The sequence below is a fragment of the Methylobacterium nodulans ORS 2060 genome (genome assembly GCF_000022085.1).
In the GTDB taxonomy this organism is placed as follows: domain Bacteria; phylum Pseudomonadota; class Alphaproteobacteria; order Rhizobiales; family Beijerinckiaceae; genus Methylobacterium; species Methylobacterium nodulans.
Genome location: NC_011894.1, coordinates 2,078,017 through 2,090,706 on the forward strand (window position 1 = coordinate 2,078,017; position 12,690 = coordinate 2,090,706).

The 12,690-nt window shown below is 67.1% G+C and carries 19 protein-coding genes and 2 pseudogenes; 13 read left to right on the plus strand and 8 right to left on the minus strand.

What is annotated here, in order from left to right; all coding sequences use genetic code 11:
- Positions 1 to 2 precede the first annotated feature (2 nt).
- From MNOD_RS09510 to MNOD_RS42790, 8 genes are all read right to left on the minus strand, one after another.
- Positions 3 to 308, minus strand: coding sequence for a hypothetical protein (locus MNOD_RS09510; protein ID WP_015928645.1), 306 nt, complete (start codon positions 306 to 308; stop codon positions 3 to 5).
- On the minus strand, positions 305 to 784 hold the full coding sequence (locus tag MNOD_RS09515) for a hypothetical protein (protein WP_015928646.1): 480 nt from the start codon (positions 782 to 784) through the stop codon (positions 305 to 307). Before MNOD_RS09515 ends, MNOD_RS09510 begins: the two co-directional genes overlap by 4 nt.
- On the minus strand, positions 781 to 1,152 hold the full coding sequence (locus tag MNOD_RS09520) for a hypothetical protein (RefSeq protein ID WP_015928647.1): 372 nt from the start codon (positions 1,150 to 1,152) through the stop codon (positions 781 to 783). The genes MNOD_RS09515 and MNOD_RS09520 overlap by 4 nt, the downstream gene beginning before the upstream one ends.
- Complete coding sequence (locus tag MNOD_RS09525; protein ID WP_015928648.1) at positions 1,149 to 2,498, minus strand: hypothetical protein; 1,350 nt, start codon at positions 2,496 to 2,498, stop codon at positions 1,149 to 1,151. The genes MNOD_RS09520 and MNOD_RS09525 overlap by 4 nt, the downstream gene beginning before the upstream one ends.
- Positions 2,495 to 3,454, minus strand: coding sequence for a hypothetical protein (locus MNOD_RS09530; RefSeq protein ID WP_043748404.1), 960 nt, complete (start codon positions 3,452 to 3,454; stop codon positions 2,495 to 2,497). Before MNOD_RS09530 ends, MNOD_RS09525 begins: the two co-directional genes overlap by 4 nt.
- A gap of 361 nt (positions 3,455 to 3,815) precedes the next feature.
- A complete protein-coding gene (locus MNOD_RS09535) occupies positions 3,816 to 4,208 on the minus strand; it encodes a hypothetical protein (RefSeq protein ID WP_015928650.1) in 393 nt (130 codons plus the stop codon).
- Between the two features lie 3 nt (positions 4,209 to 4,211).
- Positions 4,212 to 4,982, minus strand: coding sequence for a phage regulatory protein/antirepressor Ant (locus MNOD_RS09540; RefSeq protein ID WP_015928651.1), 771 nt, complete (start codon positions 4,980 to 4,982; stop codon positions 4,212 to 4,214).
- 181 nt (positions 4,983 to 5,163) lie between these two features.
- Positions 5,164 to 5,847: an XRE family transcriptional regulator gene (locus MNOD_RS42790; RefSeq protein ID WP_015928653.1), complete on the minus strand. Its 684-nt coding sequence runs from the start codon at positions 5,845 to 5,847 to the stop codon at positions 5,164 to 5,166.
- 83 nt (positions 5,848 to 5,930) lie between these two features.
- Here MNOD_RS42790 and MNOD_RS50560 point away from each other — a divergent pair, with 83 nt between their 5' ends.
- From MNOD_RS50560 to MNOD_RS09595, 13 genes and pseudogenes are all read left to right on the plus strand, one after another.
- Positions 5,931 to 6,182: a helix-turn-helix domain-containing protein gene (locus tag MNOD_RS50560; RefSeq protein WP_015928654.1), complete on the plus strand. Its 252-nt coding sequence runs from the start codon at positions 5,931 to 5,933 to the stop codon at positions 6,180 to 6,182.
- Positions 6,183 to 6,432: 250 nt separating this feature from the next.
- Positions 6,433 to 6,855, plus strand: a complete 423-nt coding sequence (locus MNOD_RS09550; protein WP_015928655.1) for a hypothetical protein — start codon at positions 6,433 to 6,435, stop codon at positions 6,853 to 6,855.
- Entirely contained in the window at positions 6,852 to 7,154 is a 303-nt protein-coding gene (locus MNOD_RS09555; RefSeq protein WP_015928656.1) for a hypothetical protein, read from the plus strand. The genes MNOD_RS09550 and MNOD_RS09555 overlap by 4 nt, the downstream gene beginning before the upstream one ends.
- Positions 7,154 to 7,537 carry a VRR-NUC domain-containing protein gene (locus MNOD_RS41295; protein ID WP_015928657.1) on the plus strand — a complete coding sequence of 128 codons (384 nt, stop codon included), beginning with the start codon at positions 7,154 to 7,156 and terminating at the stop codon, positions 7,535 to 7,537. Before MNOD_RS09555 ends, MNOD_RS41295 begins: the two co-directional genes overlap by 1 nt.
- A gap of 2 nt (positions 7,538 to 7,539) precedes the next feature.
- Positions 7,540 to 7,989: a uracil-DNA glycosylase family protein gene (locus MNOD_RS09565; protein ID WP_015928658.1), complete on the plus strand. Its 450-nt coding sequence runs from the start codon at positions 7,540 to 7,542 to the stop codon at positions 7,987 to 7,989.
- The gene (locus MNOD_RS09570; protein WP_015928659.1) at positions 7,989 to 8,309 is read left to right on the plus strand and encodes a hypothetical protein; all 321 of its coding nucleotides are present in this window, start codon (positions 7,989 to 7,991) and stop codon (positions 8,307 to 8,309) included. Before MNOD_RS09565 ends, MNOD_RS09570 begins: the two co-directional genes overlap by 1 nt.
- Positions 8,306 to 8,911, plus strand: a complete 606-nt coding sequence (locus MNOD_RS41300) for a bifunctional DNA primase/polymerase (protein ID WP_015928660.1) — start codon at positions 8,306 to 8,308, stop codon at positions 8,909 to 8,911. Before MNOD_RS09570 ends, MNOD_RS41300 begins: the two co-directional genes overlap by 4 nt.
- A gap of 49 nt (positions 8,912 to 8,960) precedes the next feature.
- Positions 8,961 to 10,490 carry a virulence-associated E family protein gene (locus MNOD_RS09580; protein ID WP_015928661.1) on the plus strand — a complete coding sequence of 510 codons (1,530 nt, stop codon included), beginning with the start codon at positions 8,961 to 8,963 and terminating at the stop codon, positions 10,488 to 10,490.
- A 139-nt stretch (positions 10,491 to 10,629) separates the two neighbouring features.
- Positions 10,630 to 10,878 carry a hypothetical protein gene (locus MNOD_RS09585; protein ID WP_015928662.1) on the plus strand — a complete coding sequence of 83 codons (249 nt, stop codon included), beginning with the start codon at positions 10,630 to 10,632 and terminating at the stop codon, positions 10,876 to 10,878.
- Positions 10,875 to 11,021, plus strand: coding sequence for a MucR family transcriptional regulator (locus tag MNOD_RS46255; RefSeq protein ID WP_015928663.1), 147 nt, complete (start codon positions 10,875 to 10,877; stop codon positions 11,019 to 11,021). Before MNOD_RS09585 ends, MNOD_RS46255 begins: the two co-directional genes overlap by 4 nt.
- 53 nt (positions 11,022 to 11,074) lie before the next feature.
- On the plus strand, positions 11,075 to 11,719 hold the full coding sequence (locus MNOD_RS09590) for a transcription termination/antitermination NusG family protein (protein ID WP_015928664.1): 645 nt from the start codon (positions 11,075 to 11,077) through the stop codon (positions 11,717 to 11,719).
- Positions 11,720 to 11,852: 133 nt separating this feature from the next.
- A pseudogene (locus MNOD_RS50565) lies at positions 11,853 to 12,014 on the plus strand (glycosyltransferase); the annotation flags it as partial.
- Positions 12,015 to 12,089: 75 nt separating this feature from the next.
- Positions 12,090 to 12,560, plus strand: a pseudogene (locus MNOD_RS09595) (caspase family protein); the annotation flags it as partial.
- Positions 12,561 to 12,690: the final 130 nt, after the last annotated feature.

Sequence of the window (12,690 nt, forward strand, 5' to 3'; positions counted from 1 at the left end):
ACTCAGCCGAACCATGGCCGCCCATCCTGAGGGAGGTCGCGGAGCGCCCGGAGGCCTACCTCCGTCACGACGAATCGGGTTGGGTCGCTCTCCGCTTTCGGTCGGACGGGGCCAGCGCTGGCGGGGAACAGGTAGGCGAAAACGTCGGCCGGTCCGGGCTGCAGACCGCTGAGCAGGGCGCAGGCCACGCCCTGCATGTCGAAGACGAAAGCCTCGGGGTCACTCGGGTCAGGCGTCGGCGCCCGGTAGACCGGAACGGCCGCGCCGTAGGGGGCCGGGAACGTGCCGAAGCGCGTCAGTCCGCTCATGCCGCGTCCTCCGACACACCTTCGCGGAAGCAGGCTGGCCTGAGCTCCGCGGCGCGGGCCCAGATCTCCGTCATGATTTCATGGCCGAGCAGCTCGCGGGCGGCGATCATGACGGCCCGCCGCTGACCGTCGATCGCCGCCCGGTCGGCGACGCGATTCGCCTCGGCGCGCACCGCCTGCTCGGCGCGCCGAAGTTCGTCGATGCGTTCCTGCAGGCGCGGCCGGATCCGGCGCTTGCGCTTCAGCGCGATCTCCGCCCGACGCCGCCAGGACGGATCAGCGCTGCCGCGCAAGACGGCCGCAGAGATCTGATCCTCGATGCTGGCGATCTCCTGATCGAGACGGTCGAGGAGCGATCGGCCCTGCTCGGCCGTCGCAATGTCGTCGACGTGGATCTCCGTGCCGTCCCCCAGGAGCAGGACGGTGATGCCGCGAACACCGGGTGTGGGCGCGGGGAGGGAGGCGCGCACGGTCATGCGACATCTCCCCCCTCGACCAGGTCCTTCTCTGCCTCAAGCGCCGCCAGCATTTGCTGGAGCGTGGAGCCGTCGCTGATCCGGCGCTCGACCTCGGCGAGGTCGGCGTCCTCCTTCAGACTGCGCAGGATGGTGGAAATCGCGCCGCTGGCTTCGGCCACGCGGGCCATCATGTGCTGTGCGGCCGGCGAGGGGTATTGGTGCTGCCGCTCGTCGGCTGCGAGCATCCCCTCGGCGCCATCGAGCGCCGTGGCGGCATAGGCCAAGAGGACCAGGGCGTTGCCGACTTGGTAGCGAGCTTCGTCGAAGGCCCGCTTCGTCGCGTCCTGCGCGGCCTGTGCCTCAGGGCTGGGGATCGGGCCAGTCACGCTGCGCCTCCCTGGGCGAGGGCCGGACGGGCCGCATCGCGGTGACGGGCGAGCACCCGCGCGACCTCGTCCTCCCGGACGATTCCTTGCCCGTCGAGGGTCAGGAACCAGGCGATGGTGTGGGTGTCGTTCCCCGCTCGCCAGAGAGGGAGGGCGCGGGCGAGGAGGCAGGCGTCGCGCTCGGGGTCGGACGTCGCATCCCGAGGCGTCAGCGGGCGCGTGGCACGGACGAGGACTTCGGCCGCGTCGGCTTCGACAGCCGCGCCGACCACGCCGCCGGATCGACGCAGGAAGTCGAGAGCATAGGCCAGGAGGGCGTGCCGGCCGCCCTCGGTCGTCGGCACGGTGGCGAGCAGATCCGTCCACTCCTGCCGCTCGGCCAGGCCGGCATCGTCCTCCACGGCCTCCGCCGCCGCCTCGACGCTCCGGGCCGCCTGCTGCACGATCTCGGGCAGGCTGGCCCGCTCGGCGTCGATCACGGCCTGCTGCGCGCGGCTGAGGGTGGCGCCGGCCTCCTGGTGCGCCTCGTCCGCAAGGCGGTGACGCTCGATCGCCGCGAAGATCGGGTCGATGCGGTGCGCCTGGAGTGAGGTGCCTACGCTAACGGCCTGGCTCAGACGTGCGAAGTCACGAAACAGGCCGAGCCATGCGGCGCCCGGAAGCGTGCTCTCCGGGGCGGCATCGTCATCAAGGCCGCCGATCGCATCCTCCAACTCGTCGCGGAAGACGGGCGTCTTGGCCGCAAGGTCGGCCACCGACGCTGCCGGGAAGGCGTAGATCCCGAGCTGCAGCTCGTCCAGGCGGGCAACGAGCGCATTGACCTCCTCGTCGCTGAGCCCGCCAGCGTTGATGCGGGCCGAGAGGGCGCTCCACTCGTCGATCAGCCTCACCAGAGCCGGGGTCGGCCCAAGCGGGGGCGTGCCCGCGATCAGGGCGAAGGCCTGCCGGTAGTCCCGCAGGTCATCATCGTCGGCCTCGCCCTGCTCCTGCATCCATTCGAGGACGTGGCGGGCGAGCGCCTGCGCACCGGCGGGCGTGGTCGGCCGGGTTATCAGCACGCCGTCTCGCCAGCGGCTCCAGCTTTCGCAGCAGGCCTCGTGGCTCGCAGCGACCAGCGGGCAGGTGCGTTCCTGCTCGGCTGGCACGTCGATGGCGCAGGCCAGGATGGCGCGCCGTCGCAGCATCCCGTCGCGATTGTGCGCGATGGCGGCGAAGATCGGGTCGGCATAGGGCGCGGCGATGGCCGCGGCAGCGACATGGATCATGGCATGAGCCTCGGCATAGGAGGGGAGGGAGCAGGCGGCCGAGCGGGTGGGCTGCTCGGCGCTCGGGACGGTGCTCGTCATGCCGTCACGCCCCTCTCGATGAAGAGGCGGATCGCGAGGTGGTTCTCCTCTTGCTCCTGATGGAGGCGCGACAGCGCTTCGCGCACCTCCGGCGGATCGTCATGCCGAACAGGCCAGCCTAAGCCGCTGGTGCCATGCACTTCCGGTCGATAGACGTGGCCACCAAGTCCCTCGAACTCTTCGACCCATCGCGCAGCGTCGAACGCGGGACGCGAGAGGGCGACACCGCTGATCTTTGCCGCACTGAGCAGCAGCGCCGTCCAGCTCGGGGGCATGCGCGAGAAATCATGGGACAGGACGTGCCGCGTGATCACCGCAAGGCCAATGATCGTCGTAGCGGTCTGCCGGAGGATGGCCCGCTCGGCTTCATCCCGCTCGCGCCGCGCGCGGCGGTCCGCTTCTCGCATCTCGCCGATCCGATGGCGCGCCTCAGCGGCTGCAACCGCCGAATCGTAGGCCTCCGCCTCCGGGAGGATGGCACGCCAGCGAGCGATGCGCCGCGGTGTCGTGCCGGCTGGACCGAACATCGGCACCGCATGAGGCAGGCACTGTCTCAGCGCTGATGCCGTCCAGGCCTGAAAGCTGGTCTCCTTGCCCGTGTCTGGATCGACCCTGTCCACCCACCGGAGGCGCAGCTTAGGCACAAAGCGCCGCGATTCCGGGCGGGCCACCCAGCTCTTCTCGTCGTCGTCCAGAAAGAGGATAGGTGGGCACTTCCCGGCTTCCTTGTGGATTGCCTCATGTGCCTCGGAGAGAGCTGCGCCGGTCGCTTTCGTCGATTCCACAGCGGCGTCGTAGCGGCGCCCGGCTTCAAGCAGGTCGTGGTCGGGGTGGCGGGTCTGCGCCGCAGCGGTGACTGCAGCAGTGATCGGCGCCATCGCGAGGCCGGTGATGATCGCCCTGCGGGCCACAAGCGCGTGCGGAATCGTGTGGTCCTTGGGCGCGGCCGTAAGCATCGCCGTTACGGCATCGCAGCTTGCGCGAGGCTGGTGCGATGTGCCCCAGCCTGCGGACGCCCGAGATCGGTTCGTGATATCTCCTGTTCCGGTCATGTCGGCTTCTCCAGACGACGTGGCTACGCTGCGCCGGCCGGCAAGTCGGCGCGTCGGGAGGGCGGCAGGGCGAGGCTTGGCGTGGCAAAGCCCTGCCGCCAGCACCCCTCCAGCAGGAGGGGAGAACGGAATGTGAACCAGCTTTAGTAAACGGAGTGTTAATCCTGGGACCTGCCCGTTAACCTTTGCCATAAGGCCGGCATATCCGAAGCTGTCTCAGGTTTAGTGGCGAGACTTGCGCAGGGGCGATACATCTACCGTTATTTCAAACAATGCCGCGGAGATTATCGATCACCTCGACGGATGGCGGGTTGGCGGTAAGCTGAGCGAGGTCCTTCTTGGTAATCGGCACCTCGGTAGCTTCATCAAGCCGGCCGTCCGGGTAGCGCAGCACCACTAGTCGGCTTGTAACCAGGTCTTGCTCAACGGCCCTGAGCGTTGGTTCGTACACATAACCAAGCCCATCTGCGTCAAGGCCCTGGTCATCTACATTTATGATAGGGGGCTGATCGATAAAGATGCGGTAATTCTCGAAATCTACCCCGAGATTACTTGCGGGATCGCGCGCCGCTGTCTCTCCAAATGTATGGCAGGCCTTAGCTACGAGCCGGAAAGTTTCCCGGGTGCTACCGGCGGAATGGGACTTGCTCTGAAGCATCGCTCAGCGTCCTGCATCAAACAGATCTGGATGGAGATCTTGCGCGAAGCGCGTCAGGCCGCGCGGAGTAATGAAAGGCTGGGACACGGTTCGGCCGTCTGCGGTCGGTACGGCCTTGTGTTCCATCAGGCCGGCGTTGATCTTGTCTTGGCGCGCCACGAGGCGGCCTGACTTCGGGGCGCGATAGAGCCAGCCGTGCCGCAGCATGTGGTTGTTGAGATCGGACGGCCGAACCTGGAGCGTCTTGGCACTCTCGCGCAGGTTCAGCGAGCCGCGCGTCTCAGCGATGCGGTCGAGTGCAGCGGCCTTCGGAGCAGCGACAGCAAGAGTGTTTTCGGCCTTCTCGGCACGTGCCTCAAGCGCGATCTCGCGTTCAGCGTGGGCCAACAGGAGAGCTCGCAAGGCATGCGGATCGCTGAGATCGGGAACTTGAGCGCGCAGCTCGGTTTCCATCGCATCGAAGCGCTCGATGTACGCCTCCTTGAAGGCGCCGGCCTCCGGTCCGGTGAAGCCGAGCACGAGGAAGGCGAACCCGTTCTTCGTCATCAGGACGTGCGAGGTGCTTTCCCCGGTTAAATCCTTGCTTTTAAACGGCGCAAAATTGCGCTGACGGAAATCGGCGGAGCAATGCGCTTCGCGATAGGCGCGGAGCACATCCCTGTGGTTCCGCCTGAAGGTAGCGGCAACGTCGCGGCTGTCCGCCATCGGGCGCCCGTCGTGGAAGGCGAGAGGCGGGATGACGATCGGGGTATTATGCGCGGCTGCAACACCCATTGCTCACCCCTCCCATTCGCGGGTGAGGTGATGGCCGATTCCCCATAGGGCGGCGACCGTCAGGGTCGGAATGAAGGGTAGCAGGTTGAGAAGCACGGCATGCCTCCACCGCCTCGGTGGGAGGCGATGTGGAAGCAATAACCCCTAAGGGGGTCAGAGCACAACCCCTTTTGGCGTAAAACTATGGGCGGGTGTAGCGGGCGGCCATCCGGTGGGCGCGAGGCCATTCTTCACGCGGAAGATCAACGGACTTTCGATCCTCCCAGCAGTATGTGGTCCAATAGGTGGCATCGAAGCCCTGCAGCCGTCCCAAAAATGCCGTCACAACATCGTCATCTCTCTGAAACAAAACAGTTGAGCCGACAATAACCGGAAGCCTAGTATCGAAAAACGCCATATCCCCTGGTGATAGTTCAGGATGCATTGTGCCGCCGGCAATATATAACCCGTAGGCAGACGGGCTGTTATCGAGATTTCTTGGACGAAGAGCATAATCGACGTTGCTAAAGTCAATTTTTAGGAAGCCGCCATTTCCGGCTTCTGTGGCTATATACACAGGTATTGAATCATTTCCGGTGCCTTGTTCGTTTTTGCCGGGTCGAAAAGCCAGCAGGTGCGGGCGAGAAACAACTTCGCCGACGTCTTTTTCCTTCTCAGTTGGAGAATAACGCAAAGAATTATCAAGTTCGCTAATATCAACAGACAAAGCAATTGCTATCCAAGGCAGATACTTGCTACGTTTAGTTAAACCTCTCTCGATTTTATCAATGGTAGTCTGGCTAACATTCGCGGCCTCCGCAAGTTGTTCCTGCGTCATGCCTAACCGAAGTCGCGCGTTGCGGACGTTGTTTCCGATTGTGCTCATGCCGCCATCCTACCCCTTCTGGGGTGGGTACGCCACAGCCGTTGGGGGTTGATCCTAACTCCTTTTGGGGTTAGAGCTCAGATATGCACCGCCACCCGCATATCGCTCTGGCCATCGACATTGTTGGCTCTCAGCCAAAGCTTGCGCGAGCTGCTGGGATTAGCCAGCAGCAGGTTTCCAAACTACTGCACTGCCAAAGACAAATTTCCGCAGGCGTAGCCATCGCAATTGAAAAAGCGACGGCTGGCAAGATTGGACGTTGGCAATTGCGCCCAGATTATTGGGATCCTCCCGACATGGTTGCACAGGTTGGGGGCGATACGTGTCACATGTAACGGCATCGATTGAAGCTCGCTTTGGTTTGATGCCGAAGAGACAGCCTTTCCCAGGCTGCATGCCGGCAGTTTCGCTGCCGGGCCCGCTCCTTTCTCTTGTTCTTCGATCCAGTCCGCGTCCGCAGTGCGCTCACGTCCGCCAAGATGCCGCGCACGGCGTCGCCGACCTGATCTCTCGTCTCGCTTCTACGACCCACCACTTGGTCTCCCTCTGCCGTGGTCGAGGGCAATCGATCACAGGAGGCTTTGCGTGGGTGGCAAAGATCTGTTGCACCGGAGAACCGACGTGACAGCAGGGTTGACCAACGGGGCGGTGCTCGCCCGCGATCTTGCCCAGTGGCTGGAGGACCGCGAGGTCTCGGCAGGCGTGTCCCGCCCGCTGGCACGCGGTAACCTGGAGCGCCGGCACGGCATCCCGCGCGGCGTGTTCTGGGCTGCCCGCCATCGCGCTCGCGAGAGCCTGGGCCGGTGGCTGGATCGGCTGATCGAGGCTCGCGTCGCCGTCGCTCGGAGTGAAGTTCATGAGCTTGAAACGACGCTGGCGATTGCTCGCAGCCTTGGCCGACCTGATCTGGAGCCTGAGATCGCGGCGGCAGAGGCTGATCTCGCGAATGCGCGAGCCCGCCTCGCTTCGATCTGCCGATCCTCGCTGGCCAAGGGCGCTCGGCCATGAGCGCGGCAACAGCGACAACGAGGTTCGCCGAGGCTGATCTCAAGGACGACGCGAAGGCCGAGCGCGATCGCCTGTTCCGCGCTTGGCTCGACGCCAAGCGGTGCGCGGCCGAGAGCGAGGACCCGGCCGACCACGCCGTTGTCGCCCAAGCCTACACCGCCTTCATGCGAGCGCACCTGTCCCGCGAGGAGCGGGATCTCCTCGCCCTGGAGGACGAGGTCGCCCGACTCACCGCCGAGAACCTGCGCCTGGGCGCCGCGATCCTGCAGGCCTCCACCCTAGTCGAGGAGGCGGTGTGATGGCCTCGCGCGCCCAGCCCGAGCACCACATCCAGGTCGCCATCGTGGCGCGCCTGCGCGGCAGCTTCGATGCCATCGTGGCTGCGGTGCCGAACGGCGGCCGGCGCGGCAAGCGCGAGGCGGTGGAGCTGCGGGCGGAGGGCGTCGAGCCCGGGCACCCCGATCTGATCGCCTACGGCCGCGACGGCCGCGTCCTGCTGTTCGAGGTCAAGGCGGCCGGCGGGTCGCTCAGCGCGGCCCAGCGGCGCCTCATCCCGAACCTGCGCGAGCGCGGCTTCCCGGTCGCCGTGGTGCGGGACGTCGAGGGCGCGGTGCAGGCGATGCGCGAGGCTGGGTTCGGGCCGCGCCGCGGGCCCGCGCCCGAGCCGGCGACGGAGTTCTGACCGTGGTAGGCCTGCAGACCGATTCCGCGCCGCGCCGTCGCGCCCGGCTTCCGGGGGCCAGGGAGCCAAGGCGCGCAGTTCCTCGATCCAGAAGCGGGGAGGCCGAGAAAAAGCTGCGCGAGGACGAGCAGCTGTCCAAGCAGTACCGGGCTTGGAAGCGCGCCAAGCTTCAGGCGCTCCTCGATGGGCCGCACGGCGAACAGGTCCGCGAACTCGACCGCTTCATGCGGCGCATGGGCCTCGCCGATGGGCCGGCGCTCATCGCCCGCGTCGAGGCCGCGGCGTGGATCCAGGAGATGGACGCCGACACCCGCCACGATCTCCTCAGCCTGATCGGACGCCGCATCGTGCTGATGCGCGAGCGGCACGGGCTCGAGCCCTTCAACGACGGCGTTCCCGGCGATCCGCCCCGCGCCTTCGAGCGCATCAAGATCATCATGCGGGTGCGGTGATGAGCGAGACAGGCAAGCTCGCGGTCGAGGTGGTGGAGTTCCGCCCCATGGACCGCAACACGCTGAAGGGCTTCGTCACGGTCCGCATTCCAGCGATGCGGCTCACCATCCGCGACTGCAGCGTTCACGAGAGCAACGGCAAGCGCTGGATCGGCCTGCCGGCCAAGGCCCAGATCGGGCGTGACCAGGAGCTCGTCCGGCGCGACGGCAAGGTCCAGTACGCGGCCGTGTTCGAGTTCGACTCGAGGGCGGTCGGTGACGCCTTCAGTGCGGCGGTGCTCCGCGCCCTCGATGCGCGTGAGGGGCGGGCCGCCGCGTGAACGCGAGCGCCACATATCCCACCGAGATGGTCGAGCACGCCCTCGCGTGGGCGCGGCGCGGCTTCGCGGTGTTCCCCTGCAATCCGAGCCCGACCGGGGAGGACAGCAAACGTCCCCTGGTGCCCCGGGACAAGGACGAGCAGGGCAAGCCGATCCCGAAGACGGGCGGGTTCTACAAGGCCACGCGCGACGAGGAGCAGATCCGCAGGCTGTGGCGGAGGTGGCCGAAGGCCATGATCGGCCTGCGCATGGGCCACGACGCCGGCACGTTCGCGCTCGACCCCGATGTGGTGAAGAAGCCCGGCGATGCAGACGGCCTCGCCGTGTGGCGGCGGCTCGCGGCCGAGCATGGCGACGTCCCCGCGACCCACACCCACGTCACGCCGAGCGGCGGGCGCCATCTCCTGTTCCGCTACCCCGAGGACCGGTCGATCACCAACGCGGAAGGCGACCTGCCCAAGGGGATCAACGTGCGCGGCGAGGGCGGCTATGTGGCTGCTCGATCTGGTCGAAGGCGGCAAGGCCCGGAAGGCGGCGGACCCGGAGCCGGCTCCGAAGCCGGAGGTCCGCGCCGGCAGGCGGCGGCGCGAGAGCGGCGGTGACCGAAGGGAGCGCTACGTCCAGGCGGCACTCGAGGCAGAATGCTCCGCCGTGGCGAGCACGCCTGTTCGCGGACGCAACAACCGGCTCAACCGGGCAGCCTTCCAGCTCGGCACGCTGGTGGGTGCAGGGGTGCTCGACGCGGCCGTGGCGACGGACCGGCTGATGGATGCCGCGATTGCCTGCGGCCTGGTCCGCGACAAGGGCCGGGACCGGGCCATGGCGACGATCGAGAGCGGGTTGACGGCCGGTGCCGCCAAGCCGCGGGAGATCCCCGAACCTCCGCCGCAACAGAAGAGCGGCCAACGCCGGGCGAAAGCCCGCAGCAAGGGCGATGAAGACGACCCGGACGGTGAGCCCGCCGGCCGGCCCTTCGCGGCCTCCGGGGGCGACTGGCTCGGCGCCTGCCTGCTCGATGACCGCGGCAACCCGCTGCCGAACCTCGCGAACGCCATGACGGCCCTCCGGTTGGCGCCGGAGATGAGCGAGGTCTTCGCCTATGACGAGATGCTGTGCGCCACCGTGCTCACGCGCGGCGTACCGGATCCCGGTGGGGGCATTGCGGCCCCGATTCCGATCCGGCCGGCGACGGACAACGACGTCAGCCGGGTGCAGGAATGGTTGCAGGTCTGCGGCCTGCCGCGGATGAGCAAGGACACGGCGCATCAGGCCGTCGACCAGCGGGCGCACGAGCGCTCGTTTCACCCCGTCCGCGACTACCTGGACGGCTTGCGCTGGGACGCGCGGGAGCGGCTCGGCACATGGCTCTCGACCTATCTCGGGGCCGAGGCGACGCCCTACACCGCCGGCATCGGCACGATGTTCCTCGTCGCCATGGTGGCCCGCATCTACGAGCCCGGCTGCAAGGCCGATTACATGATGGTGCTGGAGGGCGAGCAGGGCGCGCGCAAGTCGACGGCCTGCGCCATCCTCGGCGGCCCGTGGTTCTCCGACAACCTGCCGGATGTCACGACGGGTAAGGACGTCGCCCAGCACCTTGCCGGGAAATGGCTCATCGAGATCGCCGAGATGAGCGCGATGTCCAAGGCGGAGGACGCTGCCCTGAAGGCGTTCATCAGCCGCCCCGTGGAGCGCTACCGGCCGAGCTATGGGCGCAAGGAGATCATCCAGCCGCGCCAGTGCGTCTTCATCGGCACCACGAACAAGGCGACGTACCTGCGCGACGAGACCGGAGGCCGGCGCTACTGGCCCGTCAAGGTCGGGTGCGTGGACACCGATGCCCTGGCGCGGGACCGCGACCAGCTCTTCGCCGAGGCGGTGGCTCACTACCGCGAGAAGACGCGCTGGTGGCCCGACGACGAGTTCGAGCGGCAGCACATCCAGCCCGAGCAGGAAGCCCGGTTCGAGGCGGATGCCTGGGAAGAGGCGATCACCGGCTTCCTCATCGGTCGAAGCCGGGTTTCGGTGACGGAGGTTGCCCGGGATTGCCTCGGATTCGATCTCCCGAAGATCGGAACCGCCGAGCAGAGGCGCATCGGCGCCGCCCTGAAGCGGCTCGGCTGGGTCTCAGTTCGCGACTGGAAGGGACGGGCCTTCGTGCCCAAGGGCCATGTCGCATGACGCACCATGACGCACTTTCCAACGAAGGGGCATGCGTGCGCGCACGCGCACGTGCGCTCACACCCCCGCGCATGCTGCCTCGTTAGGAAGTGCGTCATGGTGCGTCATGCGACATGGCCGGTAGGATCGGAGGAAGGCGATGAGCTATGACCTGCCTGCCCTTGCCGCACAGGCGACGGCGGGGCTCAACATCGAACCTGCCGTTGCGTCCGAGCTGCTTCGGCGCGTCGCCGCGATGTGCACGGTCAAGCAGCGCGGGGCCGAGGAAGGCCTGCTGCGCGCGCCGGACGACGAGCGTTGGGTGCGGGGCTACTCGGGCGGCTGCGGGGATTGTGGCGACCTGATCCACTCCTTGGCCGACATCGTTGCGGGTGAGCAGCGCCGATGAGCCGCCCCGCCAAATCGAAGACGCGCAGGCGGGACTCTCTGATGGTCGCGGCCTCCTACTCGGCCCAGCGCAGCGATCTCGCCAAGCAGTCGGGTCTCGCGGCCGGAAAGCCGTCGCCTGATCCCGCTAGTGGCTGGTTCTGACTGGCCGCCGCCCATCCTCCCCCACCTGTCGCCCACTGTGGAGAGCAGCGACCATGGCCCGGAAGCGGAATCGCCGCCGGAATCGCACCAAGATCTTCGACGCGAAGGTCACCCCGACGCATCACGTGCGCCTGCATCGGCTGCGGGTCGTGATCGACGCGGACCGTCGCTGGTACGTCGTTCGGATCGACGGTAGCCGTGAGCGGAAGATCCGCGAGGGCCTGGAGACGGCAGGCTTCGCGATCTGTGCGCCGGCCAGCAGCGCTGTGATCGAGCATCGCGGTCGGTTTCGGGAGGTGCGCCACCGGGCGGTGCCGGGCTACCTGTTCGTGGGGGTGGATCGCGGCACGGATGGGCGCGCGGCGCTCTGGGCCTACCACGACCGCATCATGGCAAGCTTGCTGCCCTCCGTGTTCGAGCTGGAGGATGAGGGCCGCATCGTCCGGGCCCGCCAGCAGGGTGAGGTCGAACGCCCCTTCTACCGCGTGATGGGGCCGTTCGGGCCCGAGCAGCTGCAGCGGTTCTCGGACAAGGTCGGCGCCGAACTCGTTGCGGTGCTCTATGCGGGCAAGGAGCCGGTCGGGCAGTTCCCCGCTGCGGCTGCGCGCATTCTCGAAGGGCAGCGCCTGGACTTCTGCGACGTTGCCGATCTGGTATGCAGGGGAGCGTCTGAGATCTGCCGAGCGGCAGTTTCATAGCGGCGCGAGCTGATCATCCCGTAGTGCGCCAATGTGATGGGCAAAGATGCGCCATAAGCGATGGTCAGAATCCATCCGCTGACCCATGCCGGACAGCGCCTGGGTCGCGACCTTCCTGCCCTTCGCTGAGCTGATGCCGCGCCTCGACGCGCTCCTCACCAGCGGGGGCTACGACACGGTGCATGCTGCACTCCAGGCCGGGGTGCCAGTCCTCTCGACCGGGCTCGCCGAGGACAAGGCCGAGGTCGGCGTCCGCGTCGCTTGGTCGGGCGCCGGCATCAACCTCGGTGGAAATGCGGGCGACTTCGCGATGCTGCGCCGCTCCGCCGACGTGGTGCTGGACCAGCCGGACTGTTGCGCTCGGACGCGGGGGCTGGAGGTCGGGGGGATGAACTACATCATCCCAGTCGACGCGACCTTAAGGACCGACCGGGACGTGCAGGATGAGGCGGTGACAGTAGAGCGCATCCTCAACGCCACCGAGCGGGCGCGCAAGCTGCGCCTCATCGTGCTCGATGCCTGTCGAGACAATCCGTTCATCCCGCGGATGCGCCGGATGATGGCGACGCGTGCGGTCGGGCGGGGGCTTGCCAAGGTCGAGCCGGAGGGCGGCACGCTGATCGCCTTCGCGGCCCGCGACGGCCAGGTTGCGCAGGACGGCACCGGCGCCAACAGCCCCTTCGCGGCCGCCTTCGTGAAGCTGATCATGGAGCCGGGGCTCGAGATCAACATGCTCTTCCGCCGCGTGCGCGACGAGGTCTACGCCGCCACGAACCGCAAGCAGGAGCCCTTCACCTACGGCTCGCTGCCGGGCGAGGCATTCTACTTCCGGCCGCGGTGATCCGCCGTTCCGTCGAGGTGGACCTCACCGAGTCCGCGTAATTGCGTAGGGGTGACAGAACCACCTGCGAAAAAACTCGGCCTGGAGGTCAAATAGCCGGAAAATAACCGGAACCGGACATTCGCCACCC

Bases quoted from the DNA above. Each gene is read 5' to 3' on its own strand.
- MNOD_RS09510 (WP_015928645.1), bottom strand. From the start codon at position 308: ATGAGCGGACTGACGCGCTTCGGCACGTTCCCGGCCCCCTACGGCGCG.
- MNOD_RS09515 (WP_015928646.1), bottom strand. From the start codon at position 784: ATGACCGTGCGCGCCTCCCTCCCCGCGCCCACACCCGGTGTTCGCGGC.
- MNOD_RS09525 (WP_015928648.1), bottom strand. From the start codon at position 2,498: ATGACGAGCACCGTCCCGAGCGCCGAGCAGCCCACCCGCTCGGCCGCC.
- MNOD_RS09530 (WP_043748404.1), bottom strand. From the start codon at position 3,454: ATGCTTACGGCCGCGCCCAAGGACCACACGATTCCGCACGCGCTTGTG.
- MNOD_RS09535 (WP_015928650.1), bottom strand. From the start codon at position 4,208: ATGCTTCAGAGCAAGTCCCATTCCGCCGGTAGCACCCGGGAAACTTTC.
- MNOD_RS09540 (WP_015928651.1), bottom strand. From the start codon at position 4,982: ATGGGTGTTGCAGCCGCGCATAATACCCCGATCGTCATCCCGCCTCTC.
- MNOD_RS42790 (WP_015928653.1), bottom strand. From the start codon at position 5,847: ATGAGCACAATCGGAAACAACGTCCGCAACGCGCGACTTCGGTTAGGC.
- MNOD_RS50560 (WP_015928654.1), top strand. From the start codon at position 5,931: ATGCACCGCCACCCGCATATCGCTCTGGCCATCGACATTGTTGGCTCT.
- MNOD_RS09555 (WP_015928656.1), top strand. From the start codon at position 6,852: ATGAGCGCGGCAACAGCGACAACGAGGTTCGCCGAGGCTGATCTCAAG.
- MNOD_RS41295 (WP_015928657.1), top strand. From the start codon at position 7,154: ATGGCCTCGCGCGCCCAGCCCGAGCACCACATCCAGGTCGCCATCGTG.
- MNOD_RS09570 (WP_015928659.1), top strand. From the start codon at position 7,989: ATGAGCGAGACAGGCAAGCTCGCGGTCGAGGTGGTGGAGTTCCGCCCC.
- MNOD_RS09585 (WP_015928662.1), top strand. From the start codon at position 10,630: ATGAGCTATGACCTGCCTGCCCTTGCCGCACAGGCGACGGCGGGGCTC.
- MNOD_RS46255 (WP_015928663.1), top strand. From the start codon at position 10,875: ATGAGCCGCCCCGCCAAATCGAAGACGCGCAGGCGGGACTCTCTGATG.
- MNOD_RS09590 (WP_015928664.1), top strand. From the start codon at position 11,075: ATGGCCCGGAAGCGGAATCGCCGCCGGAATCGCACCAAGATCTTCGAC.